Genomic DNA, 21,916 nt, shown 5'->3' with positions numbered 1-21,916 from the left:
CCGCCGCTCGCCTCGGCGATGGCGCGCGCCGCCTCCAGCACCGCAATCATCTCCCGTGACGCCCCCGGCAGGACTCCATCGCGATTGAGTTGGGAAATCTCGCTATCGGCACGGTAGAGGCTGAAGCTCGCTTCAAGCCGGTTCACCTCGGATGCCATGCGGGCCAGCGTACGCCGTGCATGGCCGGGATTGGCATGCCAAAGCTGCATCGAGGCTTGTGCGCCCAGCGCCTCGCCGTGCCATTCGTGGAACGTTGCCTTGGGCCCGATCAGGCGAAATCCCGCCACGCCCACCGGCAACACTGCACAGGCCGCGAGAATTTTCAGCGCCTGCCGCCGCGATGGTCCCTTGGCGCGGCTGGATCCGGGCATGACTTGTTCCTCACGCATTGACCGCCGGCACCTTCCCGTTGAGCGTCATCACCAGCGGCTCACGCACACCGCGATCAGCGCGCTCCCGGCGCTTGCGAGCCTGCGCCAGGGGCGGGCAGCGATGATCGTCATAATATTCAACCTGGCAATCGAGGCACTGGAAACACTCGGCCATGATGATCTTGCCACTCGGCTCGATGGCCTTGACCGGGCAGGACCGCTCGCACAAATGACACCCCCCGGTGCCGCATTCGGGCCGGCGCTTGAGGAAGGTGAACAGATGCAGCCGGTCGCCCAGCGCCAGGATGCCCCCCAGCGGACACAGGAACCGGCAAAAGAACCGTTCGGTGAACAGCCCGATGCCAAGCAGCAGCACCGCATAGGTCACATACGGCAAGGGCCGGGTGAAGGCTGAGGTGATCGCGGTCTTGAACGGCTCGACCTCTTCGACGCTGGCCAGCGCCTCCGGCACCACGAACGCCGTACCCACGATCAGCGCCGCCAGCCCGTATTTGGGCAGCCACATCCAGCGCTGCATCTGCACAGAGGGATTCCACACCGGCAGCTTGAGCAGACGCGCTATCCGCGAGGTCAACTCCTGCAACGCCCCGAACGGGCACAGCCAGCCACAAAACACGCCCCGCCCGATCACGATCAGCGACAACAGCACATAGATCGAGATGACGACAATCAGCGGCTCGGCCAGATAGAACCCCAAATCCGCGCCCTCGAACGGCGCCTTGATGTAGTTGACCAGGTGAACGATCGACAACTGCCCCCCGGCCATCCAGCCCAGCCAGATCAATGTGAAGGCCAGAAACCCGGTCCGCACCGACAGATGCAGCTTGCGCCGCCGCGACAGCTGCGCCTGGAATACAAAGATCAGTGTCAGCGCGACCAGCATGACCCCCAACACGGCCAGGTCCGGGATCGACTCCAGCCATGCCTCCGCCCAGGGCGGCAAGGGTTCGACATAGGGCATCAGCACCGCCTCGGCGGGCAATTGATAGCTGGCCGGAAACTCAACCGTGCGTGTGACACCGGTTGCGTCGGTGGCATGCACCATCAGCACCACGTCAAATGGCGCGAGGGGATCAAACCCGGTGTCGAGCGGGATGGCAAACACCCCCGCATGCCGCAGGATAGGACCACCCGAGCGCTGGACGGTCGGCCCCACATGGGAAAAATCGTCCTGATACAGGCTCAGCTCCAGGCCGCCCTGAACCAGCTTGATCCTGTCAAACCGGTTCTCGAACTCGGCGGATTGATAGCGCGTGCCCAAAAAGTCGTAATAGCCGCCTGACATCACCGCGATCATCGCCACATCGTCGCCGGTCGGCTCGACCACGCTGGTGTAACCCGTGGCCGCGATCATGTTGCGGCCGATCAGCGGCGGATTGGCCACCGCAACCACCAGTTCCGCATAGCGGCTGTCGGCGCTGCCCCGGTCGAGCGGCACATCCATGCCAACGGGGGTGATACCCTCTCGGGCAAATGCCTCGCTCACTTCGCCAAAGGTGACGAGGCGATCGGCAACGCCTCCCATCTCCAGCATCTGTTCCCAATCGAGCCATTCGAAGGTGAGCCGGTCGATGGTGGGCTCGGTGATCGGCGGACGCGGATCGTTGGCCTTCAGAATGATGCGCCCGGCATCGAGGATGCCCGCCCGGATGTTGCGCGCCGAAATCGTGGTGCTCTGGATGAAGTCGGGCTTGAGCGGTGCCGGTTCCGTCGCTTCCACCGAATACCCGATATGGCGGTCGAGAAACTCCCCCAGCCGCTCCACCCGCTGCGGAAATCCCGTCAGATACGGATCGTGCTGGCGGATGACCTTGGCACCGGTGAGCTTGCCGGCAAGGTCCATCCCGACAATGGCGTCGAACGGGGTGGGCGAATAGGAGCGCGCCCGCACCACATCGAGGGTCGAAAAAATATAACCGACCGGCTCGTCGCCTTCATAAACGCGCAGATAGGACGGGGTGCCCTCCGTCAATTCAAACCGGTCAGCGCCGGGAAACAGCTCCTGCCGCAAGTCCGCACTGGCCCGCACGCCAAGGGGCGCGCCCTGCGCCCAGGCAGCGCTCGCCGCCATCGCCAAAACCAGCGCCGCTACCAGCAGCCTTGCGAGGAAAAGCAGGGCATTACTGCTTTGCCCGCTCGTCACCGCCCCTTTGCGAAAGGCTTGCCGCACCTGTGGATCGAATTCTGGCCTCATGGCCCCATAAGGCCGAGAACGGTTATTGGCCGGAAGTCCGACGCGCGCCGCATAATAGTCCATACGCCTTCCCCTGCCCCGGATGGTCTCCCCCGGCCCGAGGCTCAAGTTTAGACGGCTAACACGCGCTTTGACCGCCCGCAAGCGTGCAACGACGCCCGACGCCAGCGTCCCTGCGGCAAACAAATCTGCGGCTCGATTGCAAACTGAGGCAATGGTTGACGAAGCCGATCAAGCAGGCATACGATCTGAACTGGCCGGCCTCACTCAACAATTTGAGATTAGCTGTCACATTATAGATTTTGAAGTCGCACCTCTCAGCTGTTGAAGCCGGTACTACCGTATCTGGAGGAGATTTTCATGAGAAGAACCAGAAACCTGGTGGGTTTGCTTGCCATCGCGGCCTCGTCTGTATCCATGCTTACGATGCAGACTGCGATTGGTCAGGACAACCCGATCGACAACCTGACGCCCGTCACCGATGAAATGCTGGCCAACCCCGCCGATGGCGACTGGCTGATGTGGCGACGGACCTATGATGGCTGGGGTTACAGCCCGCTCGAAGAGATCAACAAGGACAACGTTGGTGATCTGCAACTCGCCTGGGCGTGGGGCATGTCTCCCGGCGGGCGGACTCAGGAAACCCCGCTCGCCCATGACGGCATCCTCTATCTGCAGAACTCGTCCCATGTCATTCAGGCCCTTGATGGCGCCACCGGCGACCTCATCTGGGAATATGAATATGACCTTGCGGACGGGATCAGCCCCAGCGGCATGCGGTCCAAGGCGATCTATCAGGACAAGCTCTATATCGCCACGCGCGACGCCCACCTGATCGCGCTTGACGCCAAGACCGGCCAGCTTGTCTGGGACAAGCAGGTCGCCAATGCCGCTTACGGCTACAGCTTCTCCAGCGGTCCCATTGTGGCCGATGGCGTCGTGGTCCAGGGCATGACCGGGTGCGGCAGCGGCCAGCCAGGCGGTTGCTTTATCACCGGCCATGATGCGGAAACCGGCGAAGAGCTCTGGCGCGTCAACACCATTGCCCGCGGCGATACCCCCGAGGGCAACAGCTGGAACGGTATTCCGCTCGAAGCCCGTCACGGCGGCTCGGCCTGGATCAGCGGGTCCTATGACCCGGATCAGAACCTGATCTTCGCCGGCGTTGGACAGCCCTATCCGTGGATCGCCGAGATCAGCGGCCTGCTGCCCAAGAGCTCGGATCCCAACGTCACCAATGACGCGCTTTATACCGACTCGACCCTCGCCATCGATCCCAAGACCGGTGAGCTGAAGTGGTACCACCAGTACCTGCCAAATGACTCCCTCGACCTCGACTATGTGTACGAGCGCATCCTCGTCGATCTGCCGTTCAATGGCGAAGACCGCCAGATGGTGGTGACGACCGGTAAGCTCGGTATTATCGAGGCAATCGACCGGGTCAGCGGCGAGTGGCTGTGGGCCGAAGAGACCGTACCCCAGAACGTTGTGCAGTCGATCGATCCGGAAACGGGCGAGAAGACCTTCAACCCTGACACGGTTCCCCATATCGGCGAAACCACGTTCAACTGCCCTGCCGACCCCGGTGGTCGCGCCTGGCAGTCCACAGCCTACAGCCCGCGTACGCAGACTCTCTATATGCCGACGGTGGAGTTCTGCTCCAACACCACGCCCAATCCGCTCGATCCGGGCGAAATCTATACGGGCGGCGGCATGGCGACCTTCTCGCGGGTTCCCACCCCGGATAGTGACGGCAATATCGGTCAGGTCCGCGCCATCAACATGGTCGACCAGTCCGAAGTCTGGCAGTACCGTCAGCGTCCGCCGGTGACCAGCTCCACCCTGCCCACAGCAGGTGGTGTGGTCTTTGTCGGCAGCCTGGACCGCAAGTTCATGGCTCTCGACGATGAAACCGGTGACGTGCTCTGGACCAGTCCGACGCTGAGCAACTCGCTGGAATCGTTCCCGATCTCCTACGAGGCGAACGGCAAGCAGTATGTCGCCGTTGTTACCAACTGGGCTTCGGGTCTGGGCCGTCTGTCGTCCCTGACGCCAGAAATCCGGCTTCCTCAGGACAATCCGGCCACGCTCTACGTGTTCGCGCTGCCTGAGAACTGATCCTGGTGAGGTGACCAATTGAGTGCGGGGCGGACTGGGCTTTTCCAATCCGCCCCGCTTTTTTTCTACAGGAGGCGAGCGCATGTCCATTATCGGAAAAGTGGCTGGTTCACTGCTGACCGCAGTGCTGGCGCTGGCGGCCGTCGTGCCGCCCATCACTGCGGTACAGGCGCAAGAGCCCGAATTCTACGACGTACCTTTCGCGCCCGGCCAATGGAACATCGGCCGCACCTTCGATGAATCCCACCTGCGCTACTGTGTCGACCAGCGCGATCCCGATTGGGAACTCGCCGCCGATATCGCCGACAATATCGCCTCCGGCCTGCTGCTCACACCCGAGCGCTATACCGTCGAACGCGACATGATCCGTGAAGACATCACCGTCATTTACGGAATTCTTCTCGAACACTGCGACGTCTATATGGGCTTCAAGCTGATCCCCGAAGGCATTCCCGAATGGCTGACCGCCACGCGAGCGTATTATGAATCGGAATATGTGTTCATCACCAGCGACCCCGATCTCAACACTCTGGCCGACCTCGCCCCCGGCAAACCCATTGCCGCGACCCAGGCGACGTCCGCCCATCTCCAGCTTTTCACCTATATCCAGACGCTCACCCCGGAAAATCGCTGGCCGATCTACCCGATGGGCACCAGCGATCTCACCATTGAGTCCGTGATCAACGGCACTGTGGACGTTTCCCTGGTCTGGGCGCCCAGTTTCTGGGCCATGGCCAAAGCCGATCCAGCCATCGCCGAGCTGCGGGTAATAGACCCCAGCCCGCTGGCCCCGATCCGGCTGGGCGTTGGCGGCCTCCTGCTGGCCAATCAGACGTTCCTGCGCACAACAATCGACGAAGCGCTCGCCGCGCTCACCGCAGATGGAACGCTGGCGGGAATCATTGAGGAATATGATTTCCCGGCCACGCCGCCCCAATAGAACCACCGCCCCGTCCGAAGGCGGGGCGGCAAGGCTTTATTTCTCGACGATCAGATTGTTGAGCGCATCGACGTCGGATGGCAGCGACGCTCCGGGCTGAAAGCCGTTCTGCTTGAGAATAAACGCCATCAGGTCCGCATAAACGTCAGCCGAAAAGCGGCCCGGCGCGTTGGGGGGCATGGTGGTGCTCATGAACATGAACATGGCCGACGCGGGGGCGCCATTGGCAAATTTCTGTTCAAACGCCGCGCCCCGCAACGGGGGCCCACCAATCAGTCCACCGCGCAGATCGGCGCCATGGCACTCCTCGCAATCGCGCGCGTACCGTGTCTTGCCACGGTCGGCCTGATCGTTCGAGTAGGTCACCGGGCTGGTGGTGCTTGCATCCTGGGCGAAGGCCACTGCCGGCATGGCCAGCATCGCACCGCCCGCCAGTCCCGCAGCAAGAATCAACCGCGGCAGGAAACCGCCATTATCTGGGGCCATTAGTTCTCTCCTCCTCATACGCGACTACCGACAATACCCGCGACGCGGGCCACAGTAGCGATTGACTAGACAGCCAGCAAAGCTGAGGCAGTTTGCAATTGCAACCCCAATAAAGACAGAACCGTCCTCCACCAGGAACGCCCTGCACCGCTGCCCCGCGATCCCGCTTCATCCCTCTGACGTGTCGGAAGTATCCGGAGTCTTGGGCGCATCCCGGTTCCAGGCGATGAAAAAGATATAGACCGCATAGGCGCCGAGTCCGCCAAAAATCAGCGCCCAGCCAAAATTGCCGTTATAGAGGTCCCACCCCGCCAGTCCCGCGCAGATGACCACCATCAGCGCGCGACGCCACAGCGGACGAAACCAGGGGTGATTGGCATCATTATTCATGGGCGTCCTCCTGTCACCTTGGTGCCACGGGCGCGCGCCTCGCTCAAGGGGCGACCTCGCCATCGACATAACCGGCGAGGCGCTGGGCCCGCCTTGCGGTTTCGTCCAGCAGGCAACCCGCATGGACGACACCGCGGATGGTGCCCTCGCTCCACAGATCGTATTCGAAGCCGCAACCGGCATCGCGATAGGCGATCCAGGCCCGTTGTGCCTCACGCAATGCGGTCGCCAGCTCCGCCGAAAGGCTGGTCTCAAGGCTGCTGTAATGGGCGTTGAGCTGGCTGTCCCACCACGCGGTTTCCCGCGCCGTGCAGGCAACCATCCCAACCGTCGTTGCCCCATCCGGTTCGGTCTCCATGCAGGCCCTTGAAGCGACCCCGACGCAATCGGTTGCGTTTTCGCCTTCCCCGACGGTCGAGCCATCCAGGCACGACACCATCAGCCGCGCATCCTCGGTGGTGAACGTGGGCGCGTCCTCTGCGAGCGCAGGCACTGCGCTCAAACCCAGCATCAGGGCTGCAATGCGGAACATGGTATCCTCCTCGCTAGTGGGGTGTGATACGGGCGACCATCCAGCGCGCATCGGAGAAATACTCACGATGCAGCAGCATGATAACCGTCCCCACCGTCACTCCGATCGCCAGCCAGCCGGACACGAACCAGGACACCATCGGAATGGCGAAATAATAAGCGCGGATTCCGGCATTGAAGCGCTGCGCCGCCATGGCGTTGATCCGCGCGATGATGCGGATGTCCTCGGGCGGTGCCGAAATGCGATGGTCGAACGTGCCCAGCATAATGCAGAAATGGTTGAACTGGCGCAACGACAGGGTGAAGGCGAGAAACGCATAGACGAACAGGATCAGCATGACGAGGGTGTGAATCTGCAAGTCGAGTTCCGAATGCTTCGGGCCGAAACTGATCAGCGACAGCGCCGGCGCGTACTGGGGCATCTGCCCGACCACCGCAAACAGCGCCAAAATCAGCAGCGCAGTGGTCGAAGCGAAAAACGATACCGAACTCATTAGGTTCCCCGACAGGATCGCATCGAGCGGGGTATCCCTGCGCGTCGCCTGGGTCACCCAGTTGAACCGCTGCTCATTCATCAGTGAGGCCAGCGATGGCCGCCGCCGATCGAGTATCTTCGCCGCCCATCCATAAAAAAACACCGCCGCCAGCGGCAGGACGGATGCAAAAATCGCAAACCCGTTCATCGGCCAACCCCCTCGCATTGTGTCGTCTGGCGCACCCGGTCCGTATTCCGGAGCCTCTGGCGCGCGCAACACCTATATACGGCTTGGCCTGGATAACAATCGCAGGTCTCTCCAGCGTCCCCCTGCCCCGTTCACGCCTCCAGCTTGGGAACGGCATCCAGCAGCATCTGGGTGTAGGGGTGGCGGGGGGCGTGGAACACCTGCGTGGCCGTGCCTTCCTCGACAATCTCACCGTGGCGCATGACAACGACACGGTCGCACAGGTGATGGACCACCGACAGGTCGTGGCTGATGAACAGCAGGGTGATGTTGAGCGTGCGGCGCAGTTCCATCAACAGGTTGATGACCTGTGCCTGAATCGAGACGTCAAGCGAGGCCACCGGCTCGTCGCAGACGATCACTTCGGGTTGCAGGGCCAGCGCCCGGGCAATGGCGATGCGCTGTCGCTGTCCGCCCGAGAACTGGTGCGGATAGCGATCGGCCAGCGCCGGATCGAAGGCCACCGCGCGCAGCCACCGGTTGACATACTCGCGCGCCCCGGCGCGGGTGCAAAAACCATGCGCGATCGGCCCATCGGAAACCGACTGGAAGATGGTGCGGCGCGGGTCGAGCGAGGCGAAAGGGTCCTGGAAGATCATCTGCACATGGGTGCCCAGCTTGCCCTTGTCCGAGCGGACCGGCTTGCCGCCAATGCTGACGGTGCCCGCATCCGGCGAATAGATGCCGCACAGGATGCGCCCCAGTGTCGATTTGCCAGAGCCCGATTCCCCGACGAGGCCAAGGATTTCGCCTCTGGCGATGGTCAGGCTTGCCGATTTCACCGCGCGCACGGGGCTGGGCTCGCGCATTACGCCCCATCGGATTCCGAGCCGGTGGAAAGCGCCGATACGGGGCGCAAAAACCTTCTCGATGTTCTCGGCCTTCACGAACGTCTCGTCAGGCGCGGCGTCGATCGCACCCGATCCCAGTCCGGTCAATTCCATGGCGCCCGCCGCTTCGGTCGCGGCAGATGCCAGCAATTCGCCGGGCTTCGAGCGGGACGGCAGTGCGTCCAGCAGCCCCTGCGTATAAGGATGCCGGGGATGGTGCAGAACTTCGCGCGCCGGCCCGGCTTCGAGGATTTTTCCGCGCCGCATCACCGCAATGGTGTCGGCGATGGAGGATACCGTGGCCAGATCGTGGCTCACCCAGATCAGCGATGTGCCCATCTCGGCAACCAGCGCCTTCACCATGGTCAGGATTTCCGCCTGCACCGACACGTCGAGCGCTGTGGTCGGCTCATCGGCGATCACCAGTTGCGGCCGGTGCAACAGGGCGATGGCGATGGCCACGCGTTGGCGCATGCCGCCCGAGAACTCGTGCGGATATTGATCCACCTTGTCCTGCGGATCGACGATCCGAACCCGGTCCAGCGCCTCGATGGCGCGTTTCCTGATTTCGGCATCCGACACCTTTTCATGGGCCCGGATCGCCATGCCGATCTGGTCGACGATCTTCACCACCGGATTGAGCGTCATCATCGGGTCCTGGAACACCATGGAGATGTCCTTGCCCCGGATCGCGCGCAATTCCCTTTCACTGAGCCCGACCAGTTCGCGCCCGTTGAAGCGGACCGAGCTGCCCTCCTGGATATGGCCGTTCTCGTCCAGCAGCCCGATCAGCGAGAAGCCGGTGATCGACTTGCCCGAGCCCGATTCGCCGACCAGCCCCATGACCTCGCCGCGCCCCAGCTCAAAGGAGATGTCGTCCACCGATTTGACGACGCCTTTGTCAGTCTCGAAATAGGTCCGCAAGTTGCGGACATCCAGAAGGGGAGTCATTTGCGCAGCCTTGGGTTGAGCTGGTCTCGGATCTGGTCGCCGACCAGATTGATGGCCATGATGAGAACGATCAACGCCACGCCCGGATAGATGGCGATCCAATAGCGGCCCGACATCAGGTACTGGAAACCGTTGGCGATCAGCATGCCCAGCGACGGTTCGGTTGGCGGCAGCCCCACCCCGAGGAACGAAAGCGTGGCTTCCAGCGAGATGGCGGACGCGATCTGTACCGTCGCCACCACGATCAGAGGCGGCAGTGAATTGGGCAGGATGTGGCGGGTGATGACGAACCAGCCACTCATCGGCACCGAAAGCGCGGCCTGCACATAGTCCTTCTGCCGCTCGGCGGCAGCGGCGCCATGCGCCGTGCGGACGAAATAAGCGTATTGGGCAAAGACCAGCGCCAGGATGAGCTGGGACTTGCCCTGCCCCAATATCGCGGCCACGACGAAAGCAAGCAGGATCGCCGGAAACGACAGCTGCACATCGACGATGCGCATGATGATGCTCTCGACGCGCCCGCCGACATAGGCGGCAAAGCTCCCCACCACCGCGCCGATGGTAAAGGCGATGCCACCGGCCACCAGTCCCATCTGGAGCGAGATGCGCAAGCCATAGACGATGGCCGAAAGCAGATCGCGGCCCTGGCTGTCGGTGCCCAACAGATGCACGATTCCGGTCGCCCCCACATGCCCCGGGGGTCGGCGCGAGTCGCGCAGCACCAGCGATTTGAGATCAAACGGATCCTGCGGCACGATGAACGGCGCAAACACCGCAACGATGATGATGGCGAGCACCACGCATAGCGCGGCGACCGCGATTTTGTTGCGGCGGAAGGTGCGCCAGAATTCGGTCAGCGGCGAAACCGCCTTTACCGCGCGAGTGTCCATGGCCATCTCAGCGCCTCCCCTGCCGCAGGCGCGGATCGAGCACCGCATAGGTCAGATCCACGCACAGATTGATGAACACAAACAGCGCCGAAACCAACATCAGATAGGCGACCATCACCGGACGGTCGAGCGAGGTGATGGAATCGATGATCAACTTGCCGAGTCCCGGCCAGCTGAAGATCGTTTCGGTGACCAGCGCGAAGGCCAGCGTCGAGCCCAACTCCAGCCCGAACACCGTCACCAGCGGGATCGAAATCAGCTTGAGCACGTGCCGGCGCAGGATCGTGCCTTCGGAAATCCCCGCGGCCCTGGCGAATTTGATGGTGTCGGTCAGCATGATCTCGCGCGTGCCCGAGGCCGCCAGCCGGCACATCATTGCCAGCTTGAACAGCGACAGGTTGAGAGCCGGAAGCACGAGGTGCGACCAGCCATTTGCCGTCAGGAAGGAAAACGGCACGCCGAACAGGTCCGCCGTCTCACCGCGCCCGCCCGCTGGCAGCAGGCCAAGCTGGACGGCAAACACCATGATCAGCATCAGGCCGATCCAGAAGGTGGGCACCGAGAACCCCAGAACCGAAACCGCCATGATGACCTTTGCGGCGAGGCTGTCGGGCTTGTAGCCGGCATAGACCCCAAGCGGAATGCCAACGATCGAGGCGAACAGCACAGCGGTGAGCGTCAGCTCCAGCGTCGCGGGCAACCTCTGGCCGATCAGGGTGAGCACCGGCATGTTGAAGACAAACGAGCGTCCCAGATCGCCGGTCAGAAGCCGCTGCAGGAACTGCAAATACTGCTGCCACAACGGCAGGTGCAGTCCATATTGCTCGATCACCTGCTGGCGCATGGCCTGCGTCACATCGGGCGAGATCAGCACGTCGATCGGATTGCCGATGACATAGACACCCGTAAACACCAGCATGGACATGACCAGCAGGACGAACAGCGCCTGGACCAGTCTGCGAAGAATGAAGGATGCCATGGTCCGCCTCCCTGGGCGCGTGTGACGGCGGAGCCCTCAGGGCCCCGCTGTAAAACTCAGTGCCAGCCGTGCTCGATCTCGTCACGGGTTTCCGCGACACCCACCTCCCAGATGGCGAGCATATCCTCATCGGGCCGCTGAAAGACACCGTGATAATTGCCTTCGCCGACCCGCTCGCGCTTGCGTCCCGCATCAACGCGCATTGTGGCAGAAAAATCTATGGATTCCTTGCGGAAATTAGGAATCGGCGCCCCTTCGAGTCGCGTCCAGGGGAAGTTTTCCATCCAGCTCGCATGGGAGGCCGCCGGATCGATCTCCTGCACCTTGGCCATGGTCTTGGGCGCGCGCCACCAGTCATGGAGCTTGACGGAAGCGTCACGATTGCGGTTCAGCCATTCGCTGATCACCGGATTGACGGGCGTGTTGCCGCCATGACCGTTGACAATAAGGATGCGCCGGAAGCCTGAGCGATAGAGGCTGTCGAGCATGTCTTCCATGATGCCGATATAGGTGCGCAGCGAAAGCGTGACCGTACCGGGGAAATCGGCAAAACCCGAGGCCATGCCATAGGGCAGGCACGGGAACACCGGCACCCCCAATGGCTCGGCGGCCTCAACCGCCACCCGCTCGGCCAGGATCACGTCGGTCGCGAGGCTAAGATAAGCGTGCTGCTCGACCGAGCCGATCGGCAGAACGCAGCGATCGTCCTGTTTCACCCGCTCCTCGACCTGGCTCCAATGCATGTCCTGAATGCGCATTTTCTGTCCTTCGCTTCTGTGCGGCTGCGCTTTGGCGCACCCGCTCGACCTGTCCAACGACCTTCAAAGCGGGCCGCCTATTCTCGAAATTGGTTCTTTATGGATCAGAAATTGCAGTTGACGCAAGGCAGAGCTGCCGAATAATGTCTCATTTGGAATTAATGCCCCATTGGAACGGTGGAGGTGGGAATGAGCGGCGCGCAACGTCAGGCGTTGTTTGAGAGCAGAGCAGGATGGGAAACGCCCCCCAATTTTCCCGGCTCTGATGTCGACGCCCTGATGTATGCAAAGCTGTGGGAAAACCCCTGCTGGTTCTCGTTCCGCCTCAACTACCTGGCGCTGCATTTCAACAATCCGGTCTATGGCTATATCCAGCAGCATCTGGGCCTGTTGCGGCCGGAATTTGTGGTGCTGTGGTCACTTTACCTGGGTGGCATGTCCACGCCAACCGAAGTGGTGCGGTCCTCGGGGTTTCCGAAAAACACCCTCAGCCGCGCCACCACCAGCCTTGACCGGCAGGGCATGATCACCCGCCAGACCGACCCGGACGATCAACGGCGCATCACCCTGATCCTGACCGAAAAGGGCAAGCAGGCCGTAGAGCGCGCCAAAGGCATCATGATCGGACACGAACGCCTGATGCTCGATTGCCTCAGCCCCGCCGAACGGCTCAGCCTGTCCGAGATCATGACGAAACTCGTCACCGCCTCGGGCGGATGGCCGCAGTCGATCGACGAGGATCAGGCCAGAAATATCGACGTAACCCCTTAATTCCTCAGGAGGAACCCTTGCACAGACATCTCAAATCCTTGTTCCGCAGCACCCTCGTGGGCGCGCTGCTCATGTCGCCGGTCAGCGTCTTTGCCGCCGATCTGGTGATCGCAACCATGTCGGGTCCGGCGTCCATGGACCCCCATTACACCGCAACGGCGGCCAATGCCGAAGCGACCAAGCACGTGTTCGACACGCTGCTGCGCTCGGGCAACAGCCTGGAAATCCTGCCGTCTCTGGCCACCAGCTGGGAAGCGCTGGACGATACGACCTGGGAATTCAAGCTGCGCGAAGGCGTCAAGTTTCACGACGGCTCCGATTTCACCGCCGAAGACGTGAAATTCTCCATTGAGCGCATCCCGGACGTTACCGGCCCCAACCCCTCGACCATCTATATTCGCCGCGTCGCCGATGTGGAGATCATCGACGACTATACCATTCGCGTAATGACCAATGGCCCGGCTCCCACCCTGCCCAACGATTTCGTGCGCCTGTTCATCGTCTCGCACACCGCCGCGGCTGACTATTCGACCCAGGAAACCTCTGCCGAGGGCTTCAACACGGGCAAGGCGACCATCGGCACCGGCCCCTACAAATTCGTCAGCTGGGCGCCGACCCAGGACCTGATCCTGGAGAAATTTGACGGCTACTGGGAGGGTGCGCAGCCGTGGGATAAGGTCACCCGCAAGGAGATCCCCAACCACGCAGCCCGCGTTGCCCAGCTGCTCGCCGGTCAGGTGGATATCATTTCCAAGGTCCCGGCCACCGATCTGGCCAGCATCGAATCCGCGCCCAATCTGGAGATTGTCAAGACGGAATCCGTTTACATCCCCTATCTGGAATTCGACTTCCGCGAAGACTCTCCGCAGGTCTGGGACAATGCCGGCAACAAGCTGGCCGAAAACCCCTTCCGCGATCCTCGGGTGCGCGAGGCTTTCGATCTGGCGCTCGACCGCGAGTCCATCGTGGAGTTCGCCCTTGAAGACATGGGCATCGTGGCCACCCAGCTCGTGAGCACCAGCATTTTCGGTTACAATGACCAGATCGCCCCGCCGGTCTATGACGTCAACCGGGCGCTCGAACTGATGGAAGAGGCCGGCTATCCGGAAGGCTTCAGAGTGGCGCTGAGCTACTCCAATGACAGAATGCCGACCGAGCTTGGTCCCACCGTCGCCCAGATGCTGGCCTCGATCAACGTGACCACCGACGTTCAGGGCGTTCCTGCCGCCGTGTTCAACCCGGCCAAGGCCCGGGGCGAATATTCCCTCTACATGGCGTCGTGGGGCACGCTGACCGGCGAAGCCAACTACATGCTGTCGTCGCTGATGCACACCAACGATCCGGAAACCTCGCTCGGTGCCTTCAACACCCGGGGCTATTCTAACCCGACAATGGACAAGCTCATCGAAGACGCCGCTGTCGAAATGGACGAGGACACGCGCCGCAGCCTGCTTGAAGAAGCCAATATGCTGGTGGCGACCGACCGGCCCGGCCTGCCGCTGGCCACCAACCTGTCCGCCTGGGGCATCCGGGCCGACAAGCTGACCTACGATCCGCGTTCGGACGAGGACACGCTGGCCATGGATATCCATCCCATCCAGTAAGCCAGCCCCTATGAAGGACACCGGCGCGGGCCGGTGTCCTTTTTATTTCGGAGACCTCCAATGACGAATTTTTCTCTCGCCATTCATGGCGGCTGTGGCGTGATGGCCAAGCTCGATCTCAGCGAGGACGAGTGGATTGCGGCACGGCGCGATCTCGGGCGCGCTCTGGAGGCCGGCTATGCCGTCCTGTCGGGCGGCGGACACGCCATCGATGCCGTGCAGGCCGCTGTCGTCGTCATGGAGGACAGCCCCCATTTCAACGCCGGCCACGGGGCGGCGCTGAACGAAAACGGCATCCATGAGCTGGATGCCTCGATCATGGACGGCACCACGCTGGCTGCCGGTGCCGTTTGCGCCGCGCGCCATATCCGCAATCCCGTGCTCGCCGCCCGCGCTGTCATGGAGCATGGCGACGCCGTATTGCTGGCCGGCCCCGCAGCCGACCACTTTGCCGAGGCGCAGGGACTGGCGGTAGAAGAGCAGGGATATTTCACCACCGAGCGGCGGCGGCTGGCGCTCGCTGCGATGAAGGCCCACGCAGCCGCGGGCACCAGGGCCAGCGCCAGCGAATCCGAAAAACACGGAACCGTCGGCGCCGTCGCGCTTGACCAGCACGGCCATCTCGCAGCCGCCACGTCCACCGGCGGCTACAACAACAAGCCGGACGGGCGTGTCGGTGATAGCCCGATCATCGGCGCGGGCACCTACGCCCGCGATGGTGTCTGTGCGGTTTCCGGCACCGGTCAGGGCGAGTTCTTCATCCGCCACGTGGTCGGTCATGAAGTCGCCGCCCGCATCGCCTATCTGGGCGAAGATGTGAAAACCGCCGCCGCCCGGGTCATCATGGAAGACCTCAAGTCCTATGATATTGGCGCGGGACTGGTCGCGGTTGGTGCCGACGGCGCGATCGCGGCCCCCTACAATACCGATGGCATGTTCCGCGGCTGGGTCACCCAGTCCGGCCAGTTCCACGTGGCCTCGCATGACCTCGTCTTGCCCTATGAGCCACACTAAAAAGACCAGCCCAGCCGTGCGATAGCGGCGGGCCGCATCGGCAACTCCTCATTTTCGCTTGACCGCAAACAGTAAAGCCGGAAACCTGCCATACTCGCAGCCTCGAATGGGCACCCCGCGGTTTGTCGCTTTTGCGGCACTGCGGGTGCCCCTTCCTGCAAGGAGTTTGCCATGTCCGCCAATAGCCGCTCGCGTCACATCACCCAGGGTGTAGCCCGCTCGCCCAACCGCGCCATGTATTATGCGCTTGGCTATACCAAGGCCGATTTCGACAAGCCCATGATCGGCATCGCCAACGGGCATTCGACCATCACGCCCTGCAATGCCGGATTGCAAAGGCTCGCCGATGCCGCCAGCGCCGCCATCAAGCAGGCCGGCGGCAACCCGCAGATGTTCGGCACCCCGACCATTTCCGATGGCATGTCGATGGGCACCGAAGGCATGAAGTATTCGCTGGTCTCACGCGAAGTGATCGCCGATTGCGTCGAAACCTCGGTGCAGGGCCAGTGGATGGATGGCGTCTTGGTATTGGGCGGCTGCGACAAGAACATGCCCGGCGGCATGATCGGCATGCTGCGCGCCAATGCCCCCGCCATCTATGTCTATGGCGGCACCATCAAGCCCGGCCATTGGAAGGGACAGGACCTGTCCATCGTCTCCGCCTTCGAGGCGGTCGGTGCCTACATGGCCGGCACCATGAGCGAGGAGGATTTCGAGGGCATCGAGCAGAATGCCTGCCCCGGCACCGGCTCGTGCGGTGGCATGTACACCGCCAATACCATGAGCTCGTCCTTCGAGGCGCTGGGCATGGCCCTGCCCTATTCCTCCACCATGGCCAATCCCGACGCCGAAATCGTCGAGCGCGCCGCCGAGGCCGGGCGGGTGCTGGTCGATGCCGTGATCCATCAGCGCACCCCGCGCAGCATCGTCACCCGCGAGGCGATCGAAAACGCTGTAGCGCTGATCATGGCGGTGGGCGGCTCGACCAATGCCGTGCTGCACTATCTGGCCATCGCCCACGCCGCCGAAGTCGAATGGACGCTCGATGATTTCGAGCGCATGCGCCGCAAGGTGCCCGTGCTGTGCGATCTCAAACCTTCGGGCCGCTACATGGCCGTCGATCTGCATCAGGCGGGCGGCATTCCCCAGGTGCTCAAGCAGCTGCTTAACGCCGGTCTGCTGCATGGCGATGCCATGACCATCACCGGCCAGACGCTGGCCGAGCAACTGGCCGACGTGCCCGATCAACCGCGCGCCGACCAGGACGTGATCCGCCCCTTCGACAAGGCGCTCTATCGCGAGGGCCATCTGGCCATTCTCAAGGGCAATCTGGCCGAGGATGGCGCTGTGGCCAAGATTACCGGCCTCAAGAGCCCGGTGATTTCGGGCCCGGCGCGGGTATTCGATGACGAAGCCTCGGCGATGACCGCCATTCTGGGCGACCAGATCAAACCCGGCGATGTGGTGGTTCTGCGCTATCTTGGCCCCAAGGGCGGCCCGGGCATGCCGGAAATGCTGGCCCCCACCTCGGCCATTGTCGGGCGGGGACTGGGCGAAAGCGTCGGGCTGATCACCGATGGCAGGTTTTCCGGCGGCACCTGGGGCATGGTGGTGGGCCATGTCGCCCCCGAAGCCTATGTCGGGGGCGCCATTGCACTGGTCCAGGAAGGCGACCGCATCACCATCGACGCCCACCGCCAGGTGCTGCAACTGGAGGTCGATGACGCCGAACTCGCCCGCCGCCGCGCCGCCTGGGTCCAACCCGCTCCGCGCTACACCAAAGGCGTCCTGAGCAAATTCTTTGCCCTCGCCCGCCCGGCCAACCAGGGCGCGGTCACAGGTTAGGCAACGCAGCCGACGCTCGGGGCCCCCAATTATTCCGATGCGGGTGAATCGATGACCCAGGTGACTCCGAACCGGTCTGTCGTCATGCCGAAGCCTTGCGACCACGACTGGGCCTCGAAGGCCATGAGCACCTCGCCCCCGTCGGACAGGGCCTCGAAAATACGGCGGGCCTCGGTGACGGAATCGGCAGCGACGGTGACGCTATAACCGCTGCGCCCAGAGAAATCCTGCATGTCCTGGCCCATCAGCGCCTGATCGCCGATATCGATCCAGGCATGCACGATGCGGTCGAGACGATCTTCGGGAACGCCGTGCGAAGCCTCGGGCATATCGCGATGGCTGATCATGCCACGGATTTCCCCGCCGAGAATTTTGGCATAGCTGGTGAATGCCTCGCGGCAATCGCCATCGAAATCAATATTAGCAACGACTTTCATGGGTTGCTCCTCTCTCACAACGCCCGAAAATCTAAGTGCGCATTTGAACGAGAATGTGACGTTGAACACCGCTCTTTCCCTGCACCATGTGGGCCGGGCGCTCGTTCATCTCAACCAGCGGCGCGGGTTCAAAGCCAACCGCAAGACCGACGATCCCGGCGAACGCGGCAAGATCGCCTCGGCAAGCGCGCGGCTGGAGATAAAGATGGCGGGGTTCGAGACGCCTGGCGCCTTTCTGGCCGCGCGGCTTCGCATTTACAGCAGATCGGCCACAACAATAGCCTGAAGAGCGCCGCGCTTCTGACAAGATTGCCATCAAGAAGGCCTGTGCGGCTTCATCCCGGATGAAGCATGGGCTATATGATCGGCAAATCCATAAAGGGCGTCATCCAATGAAACTCACCATTTTCGGCACCGGCTATGTCGGCCTCGTCACCGGCGCCTGCCTGGCCGATGTCGGGCACCATGTGGTGTGCGTTGATGTCGATGCCGAAAAGATCGCGCGGTTGGAGCGGGGCGAAATTCCGATTTACGAACCGGGTCTCGAAGCCGTGGTTGAGCGTACGGTAGCGGCAGGCAATCTGGAATTTTCCACCGATGTCGATCGGGGCGTTGCCCACGCCCAGGTGCAGTTCATCGCCGTTGGCACGCCACCCGATGAAAACGGCGCCGCCGATCTGCAATATGTGCTGGCCGTCGCCCAATCCATCGCCGGAGCCATGGACGAACACAAGGTGGTGGTGGTCAAATCCACTGTTCCGGTCGGCACCAGCGACAAGGTGCGCGACAAGCTCAAGGCGGTGCTCGCCGAGCGCGGTACAGGCCACACCTTCGACGTGGTCTCCAATCCCGAATTCCTCAAGGAAGGCGCTGCGGTCAATGATTTCCTCAAGCCCGACCGCATCATCATCGGTGCCGCAACCGATCGGGCCCGCGCCGTGATGAAGGAGCTTTATGAGCCCTTCAACCGCAATCACGATCGCACCCATTATATGGACGTCCGTTCGGCCGAACTGACCAAATACGCCGCCAACGCGATGCTCGCCACCAAGATCAGCTTCATCAACGAAATTGCCAACCTCGCCGAGCGGCTTGGCGCCGATATCGAAGAAGTGCGTCGCGGCATCGGCTCCGATCCCCGCATCGGCTATCACTTTATCTATCCGGGGCTCGGCTATGGCGGCTCGTGCTTCCCCAAGGACGTGCAGGCGCTGGGCCGCACCGCGACGGAAATCGGCTATGATGCCCCCCTGATCGCCGCCGTCGAAGCCGTCAACAACCGCCAGAAGACCGCGCTATTTGACAAGATCGCCGCCCATTTTGGGGGAAAAGACAAGCTCGCCGGCAAGCGGATCGCCCTGTGGGGCCTTGCCTTCAAGCCCAACACCGACGACATGCGCGAAGCGCCCTCACGCGTGCTGATCGAGGACCTTTTGGCGGCAGGCGCGACCATCACCGCCTATGACCCGGTGGCCATGGATGAAACCCGCCGCCTCTATGGCGATCGCGCCGGCCTGGCGTTGGCAGCCGATCAATACTCCGCGCTGACCGGGGCGGATGCCCTTGCCATCTGCACCGAATGGCAACAGTTCCGCGCGCCCGATTTTGACCATATGGCGGCCCGCATGGCCTCGCGCCTCATTTTTGATGGCCGCAACATCTATGCCCCCGACCGCCTGCGCGAAGATGGCTGGAACTATTACAGCATCGGCCGTGCCCCCGCCTTCGCCCGCCCCGAAGCGGTCGGAAAAATCTCGTGAAAGTCCTCGTCACAGGCAGCGCTGGTTTCATCGGTTTTCACGTGGCGCGACGGCTGATCGAGCGCGGCGACACCGTCGTCGGGTTGGACGTGGTCAATGACTATTACGACCCCGCGCTGAAAGAAGCGCGCCTCGCCGTCCTTGATGAACTCGCCTCCCGCCAGGGAGCAGATTACCGCTTCATCCGCGCTGATATCGCCGACCACGAGGCAGTCGACCGCACTTTCGCCGAGACGAAATTCGATCGGGTGATCCATTTGGCCGCGCAGGCCGGTGTGCGCTACAGCCTTGAAAACCCCCGCGCCTATGTGAGTTCCAATCTCGCCGGCTTTACCAACATCCTCGAAGCCTGCCGCGCTCACCAGATCGCGCACCTCACCTACGCCTCGACCTCGTCGGTTTACGGTGCCAACACCAAAATGCCGTTTTCCGAACATGATGGCGTCAATCATCCCCTGCAGTTCTATGCGGCCACCAAGCGCGCCAACGAGCTGATGGCCCATTCCTATTCCCACCTGTTCGGACTGCCGACGACAGGATTGCGATTTTTCACCGTCTATGGCCCGTGGGGACGACCGGACATGGCCCTGTTCAAATTCACGCGCAACATCATCGAGGGCAAGCCGATCGACGTGTTCAACCACGGCAACCACACCCGCGATTTTACCTATATCGACGACATCGTCGAAGGGGTGGTCCGCGCCTCCGATCGCCCGGCCACCCCCAACCCGGACTGGACTGCCGCCGCCCCTGATCCGGCAACGTCCAACGCCCCCTTCCGTCTCTACAATATCGGCAACTCCGCCCCGGTGACGCTCGGTGCCTATATCGACGCCCTCGAATCCGCCCTGGGCAAACAGGCCATCCGCAACCTGCTGCCCCTCCAGCCCGGCGATGTCCCCGACACGTTTTCAGACACCACCGAACTCACCAACGCCACCGGCTATGCCCCAAAAACTACGGTTGAAGAGGGGATCAGCCGGTTTGTGGAGTGGTATCGGATGTTTTATGATGGCCTGTCTCAAACGGAACCCGCACCTTGAACCCGCTGGCCCGAACCCTGTCGGCCTTCAGGTCCGACAAGGGCCTCAAAGGGCAATTGTTGCGCGGCGGGGTCGGCTCGCTCGCGGTCAAGCTTGGCTCGACCCTGCTCAACGTTATTCTGGCCGTCGTCCTCGCACGCACTCTGGGGGCTGAAGGGTTCGGCATCTATTCCTTTGTCTTCGCCCTGATCACCATCCTGGCCATTCCCGCCCAGATGGGCTTGCCGAACCTTGTGGTCCGCGAAACGGCCAAGGCCCAGGCGCATGAAGATTGGAGCCTGATAAAAGGCCTCTGGCGTTGGTCGACCCTGATGGCGCTGGCCATGTCGGTCGCACTGATGGTGCTTGGTGGTGTGGCTGCGTGGCTCTTTGCAACCCGCCTGCCCGATGGTGGCCTTGTTGTCTTCTATTGGGGCCTGATCCTGATCCCACTTGTCGCTTTGGGAAATCTGCGCGGGGCCGCGCTGCGAGGGCTTCGTCACGTCGTGCAGGGCCAACTGCCCGAATTCATCCTGCGCCCGGCCTTCCTGATCCTATTGGTGCTTGGCGCCCATTTCGGCCTCTCCACCCATGCCCTCTCCGCCTCCGACGCCATGATGCTGCACGCCCTCGCCAGCCTCATCGCGTTTGTTATCGGAGCCTGGCTCCTTCTCCGCGCCCGCCCCGCCGCACTGCTGTCCGAACCCGGCTCAAAATCACATCCCAGAGCGTGGCTGGCCAGCGCTCTGCCGCTAGCTCTTTTCACGGGTGTCCAAGTCGTCAACATGAATGTCGGCCTTGTGACCACGGGCATGCTGTCCTCAAATGAGGAGGTGGGCTTCCTTCGCATAGCATTGCAGGGCGCGACGCTTGTATCCCTCGGCCTTGCCGCCGCAAACATGGTCGCCTCGCCCTATATTGCCCAAATGATAGAGAGCAGAGATCTGGAGAGACTTCAGTCCTTCCTGACATATACCGCAAGAATTGTCACCATCATATCCATTCCAATTATTGTTGCCTATGTATTTCTGGGAAAGGAGTTGATATCCATTGTTTTTGGAAGAACCTTCTCCCCTGCATACGTCCCTCTTATCATATTGGTTTTTGGACAATTATGGAATTCCATAATGTCTTCGAACGACGTTTTGTTAAACATGGCCGGAAGGGAACGTATTGCTGTTCGCGGTGTCATTGCAGGAACTCTAGTTAATTGTTTTTTCTGCGTGGCATTCATACCAAATTTCGGCGCCTCTGGAGCAGCCGCAGCCTTTTCGGCAAGCCT

The 21,916-nt window shown here is 62.1% G+C and carries 21 protein-coding genes; 10 read left to right on the top strand and 11 right to left on the bottom strand.

Annotation, left to right across the window (positions count from 1 at the left end; all coding sequences use genetic code 11):
• Positions 1 to 371 (bottom strand): FAD:protein FMN transferase (locus VNS12_RS10115; protein ID WP_325487711.1); only part of this gene is annotated, 371 nt, incomplete at its 3' end.
• 10 nt (positions 372 to 381) lie between these two features.
• Entirely contained in the window at positions 382 to 2,649 is a 2,268-nt protein-coding gene (locus VNS12_RS10110) for a 4Fe-4S binding protein (RefSeq protein ID WP_325487710.1), read from the bottom strand.
• A 297-nt stretch (positions 2,650 to 2,946) separates the two neighbouring features.
• Here VNS12_RS10110 and VNS12_RS10105 point away from each other — a divergent pair, with 297 nt between their 5' ends.
• A complete protein-coding gene (locus VNS12_RS10105; RefSeq protein ID WP_325487709.1) occupies positions 2,947 to 4,704 on the top strand; it encodes a pyrroloquinoline quinone-dependent dehydrogenase in 1,758 nt (585 codons plus the stop codon).
• Positions 4,705 to 4,786: 82 nt separating this feature from the next.
• Positions 4,787 to 5,644, top strand: a complete 858-nt coding sequence (locus VNS12_RS10100; protein WP_325487708.1) for a substrate-binding periplasmic protein — start codon at positions 4,787 to 4,789, stop codon at positions 5,642 to 5,644.
• 36 nt (positions 5,645 to 5,680) lie between these two features.
• Here the strand turns inward: VNS12_RS10100 and VNS12_RS10095 are convergent, their stop codons facing one another.
• The 8 genes from VNS12_RS10095 to VNS12_RS10060 all read right to left on the bottom strand — a co-directional run bounded on the left by VNS12_RS10095 (position 5,681) and on the right by VNS12_RS10060 (position 12,181).
• Positions 5,681 to 6,130: a c-type cytochrome gene (locus VNS12_RS10095; RefSeq protein WP_325487707.1), complete on the bottom strand. Its 450-nt coding sequence runs from the start codon at positions 6,128 to 6,130 to the stop codon at positions 5,681 to 5,683.
• Positions 6,131 to 6,298: 168 nt separating this feature from the next.
• Entirely contained in the window at positions 6,299 to 6,520 is a 222-nt protein-coding gene (locus tag VNS12_RS10090) for a DUF3329 domain-containing protein (protein ID WP_325487706.1), read from the bottom strand.
• 43 nt (positions 6,521 to 6,563) lie between these two features.
• Positions 6,564 to 7,052 (bottom strand): lysozyme inhibitor LprI family protein, encoded by a 489-nt coding sequence (locus VNS12_RS10085; RefSeq protein ID WP_325487705.1) that lies wholly within the window; start codon positions 7,050 to 7,052, stop codon positions 6,564 to 6,566.
• Between the two features lie 13 nt (positions 7,053 to 7,065).
• On the bottom strand, positions 7,066 to 7,734 hold the full coding sequence (locus tag VNS12_RS10080) for a DUF599 domain-containing protein (RefSeq protein WP_325487704.1): 669 nt from the start codon (positions 7,732 to 7,734) through the stop codon (positions 7,066 to 7,068).
• 131 nt (positions 7,735 to 7,865) lie between these two features.
• Positions 7,866 to 9,554 carry an ABC transporter ATP-binding protein gene (locus VNS12_RS10075; protein ID WP_325487703.1) on the bottom strand — a complete coding sequence of 563 codons (1,689 nt, stop codon included), beginning with the start codon at positions 9,552 to 9,554 and terminating at the stop codon, positions 7,866 to 7,868.
• Positions 9,551 to 10,450 (bottom strand): ABC transporter permease, encoded by a 900-nt coding sequence (locus VNS12_RS10070; protein ID WP_325487702.1) that lies wholly within the window; start codon positions 10,448 to 10,450, stop codon positions 9,551 to 9,553. The genes VNS12_RS10075 and VNS12_RS10070 overlap by 4 nt, the downstream gene beginning before the upstream one ends.
• A gap of 1 nt (position 10,451) precedes the next feature.
• Positions 10,452 to 11,423 carry an ABC transporter permease gene (locus tag VNS12_RS10065; protein WP_325487701.1) on the bottom strand — a complete coding sequence of 324 codons (972 nt, stop codon included), beginning with the start codon at positions 11,421 to 11,423 and terminating at the stop codon, positions 10,452 to 10,454.
• Between the two features lie 56 nt (positions 11,424 to 11,479).
• Positions 11,480 to 12,181: a creatininase family protein gene (locus VNS12_RS10060; protein WP_325487700.1), complete on the bottom strand. Its 702-nt coding sequence runs from the start codon at positions 12,179 to 12,181 to the stop codon at positions 11,480 to 11,482.
• Positions 12,182 to 12,370: 189 nt separating this feature from the next.
• Between VNS12_RS10060 and VNS12_RS10055 the strand changes: the two genes are divergently transcribed.
• The 4 genes from VNS12_RS10055 (at position 12,371) to ilvD (ending at position 17,415) form a co-directional block, all read left to right on the top strand.
• Positions 12,371 to 12,952: a MarR family winged helix-turn-helix transcriptional regulator gene (locus VNS12_RS10055; protein ID WP_325487699.1), complete on the top strand. Its 582-nt coding sequence runs from the start codon at positions 12,371 to 12,373 to the stop codon at positions 12,950 to 12,952.
• 17 nt (positions 12,953 to 12,969) lie between these two features.
• Complete coding sequence (locus VNS12_RS10050; RefSeq protein ID WP_325487698.1) at positions 12,970 to 14,556, top strand: ABC transporter substrate-binding protein; 1,587 nt, start codon at positions 12,970 to 12,972, stop codon at positions 14,554 to 14,556.
• A gap of 60 nt (positions 14,557 to 14,616) precedes the next feature.
• Positions 14,617 to 15,570, top strand: coding sequence for an isoaspartyl peptidase/L-asparaginase family protein (locus VNS12_RS10045; RefSeq protein ID WP_325487697.1), 954 nt, complete (start codon positions 14,617 to 14,619; stop codon positions 15,568 to 15,570).
• Between the two features lie 171 nt (positions 15,571 to 15,741).
• Complete coding sequence (ilvD, locus tag VNS12_RS10040) at positions 15,742 to 17,415, top strand: dihydroxy-acid dehydratase (protein WP_325487696.1); 1,674 nt, start codon at positions 15,742 to 15,744, stop codon at positions 17,413 to 17,415.
• A gap of 29 nt (positions 17,416 to 17,444) precedes the next feature.
• Here ilvD and VNS12_RS10035 read toward each other — a convergent pair whose 3' ends face one another.
• On the bottom strand, positions 17,445 to 17,852 hold the full coding sequence (locus VNS12_RS10035) for a VOC family protein (protein ID WP_325487695.1): 408 nt from the start codon (positions 17,850 to 17,852) through the stop codon (positions 17,445 to 17,447).
• Positions 17,853 to 17,913: 61 nt separating this feature from the next.
• On the opposite strand from VNS12_RS10035, the gene VNS12_RS10030 reads away from it, so the two are divergent.
• From VNS12_RS10030 to VNS12_RS10015, 4 genes are all read left to right on the top strand, one after another.
• A complete protein-coding gene (locus VNS12_RS10030; RefSeq protein ID WP_325487694.1) occupies positions 17,914 to 18,138 on the top strand; it encodes a hypothetical protein in 225 nt (74 codons plus the stop codon).
• Between the two features lie 106 nt (positions 18,139 to 18,244).
• Positions 18,245 to 19,612, top strand: coding sequence for a UDP-glucose dehydrogenase family protein (locus VNS12_RS10025; protein ID WP_325487693.1), 1,368 nt, complete (start codon positions 18,245 to 18,247; stop codon positions 19,610 to 19,612).
• A complete protein-coding gene (locus VNS12_RS10020; protein ID WP_325487692.1) occupies positions 19,609 to 20,655 on the top strand; it encodes an NAD-dependent epimerase in 1,047 nt (348 codons plus the stop codon). The genes VNS12_RS10025 and VNS12_RS10020 overlap by 4 nt, the downstream gene beginning before the upstream one ends.
• The coding region (locus tag VNS12_RS10015) for an oligosaccharide flippase family protein (RefSeq protein ID WP_325487691.1) at positions 20,652 to 21,916 on the top strand (1,265 nt) is incomplete at its 3' end. The genes VNS12_RS10020 and VNS12_RS10015, both read left to right, overlap by 4 nt.

Origin of the sequence: Pelagibacterium sp. (assembly GCF_035555455.1) — a bacterium.
In the GTDB taxonomy this organism is placed as follows: domain Bacteria; phylum Pseudomonadota; class Alphaproteobacteria; order Rhizobiales; family Devosiaceae; genus Pelagibacterium.
The sequence above is the reverse complement of the archived record's forward strand: the minus strand, read 5'-3'. Positions and strand labels throughout refer to the sequence as shown.

What these genes read in the sequence shown, in the direction of transcription:
- ilvD (WP_325487696.1), top strand. Translation starts at nt 15,742, where the DNA reads ATGTCCGCCAATAGCCGCTCGCGTCACATCACCCAGGGTGTAGCCCGC.
- VNS12_RS10070 (WP_325487702.1), bottom strand. Translation starts at nt 10,450, where the DNA reads ATGGCCATGGACACTCGCGCGGTAAAGGCGGTTTCGCCGCTGACCGAA.
- VNS12_RS10095 (WP_325487707.1), bottom strand. Translation starts at nt 6,130, where the DNA reads ATGGCCCCAGATAATGGCGGTTTCCTGCCGCGGTTGATTCTTGCTGCG.
- VNS12_RS10075 (WP_325487703.1), bottom strand. Translation starts at nt 9,554, where the DNA reads ATGACTCCCCTTCTGGATGTCCGCAACTTGCGGACCTATTTCGAGACT.
- VNS12_RS10100 (WP_325487708.1), top strand. Translation starts at nt 4,787, where the DNA reads ATGTCCATTATCGGAAAAGTGGCTGGTTCACTGCTGACCGCAGTGCTG.
- VNS12_RS10025 (WP_325487693.1), top strand. Translation starts at nt 18,245, where the DNA reads ATGAAACTCACCATTTTCGGCACCGGCTATGTCGGCCTCGTCACCGGC.
- VNS12_RS10080 (WP_325487704.1), bottom strand. Translation starts at nt 7,734, where the DNA reads ATGAACGGGTTTGCGATTTTTGCATCCGTCCTGCCGCTGGCGGCGGTG.
- VNS12_RS10090 (WP_325487706.1), bottom strand. Translation starts at nt 6,520, where the DNA reads ATGAATAATGATGCCAATCACCCCTGGTTTCGTCCGCTGTGGCGTCGC.
- VNS12_RS10045 (WP_325487697.1), top strand. Translation starts at nt 14,617, where the DNA reads ATGACGAATTTTTCTCTCGCCATTCATGGCGGCTGTGGCGTGATGGCC.
- VNS12_RS10105 (WP_325487709.1), top strand. Translation starts at nt 2,947, where the DNA reads ATGAGAAGAACCAGAAACCTGGTGGGTTTGCTTGCCATCGCGGCCTCG.
- VNS12_RS10085 (WP_325487705.1), bottom strand. Translation starts at nt 7,052, where the DNA reads ATGTTCCGCATTGCAGCCCTGATGCTGGGTTTGAGCGCAGTGCCTGCG.
- VNS12_RS10060 (WP_325487700.1), bottom strand. Translation starts at nt 12,181, where the DNA reads ATGCGCATTCAGGACATGCATTGGAGCCAGGTCGAGGAGCGGGTGAAA.
- VNS12_RS10055 (WP_325487699.1), top strand. Translation starts at nt 12,371, where the DNA reads ATGAGCGGCGCGCAACGTCAGGCGTTGTTTGAGAGCAGAGCAGGATGG.
- VNS12_RS10065 (WP_325487701.1), bottom strand. Translation starts at nt 11,423, where the DNA reads ATGGCATCCTTCATTCTTCGCAGACTGGTCCAGGCGCTGTTCGTCCTG.
- VNS12_RS10035 (WP_325487695.1), bottom strand. Translation starts at nt 17,852, where the DNA reads ATGAAAGTCGTTGCTAATATTGATTTCGATGGCGATTGCCGCGAGGCA.
- VNS12_RS10110 (WP_325487710.1), bottom strand. Translation starts at nt 2,649, where the DNA reads ATGGACTATTATGCGGCGCGCGTCGGACTTCCGGCCAATAACCGTTCT.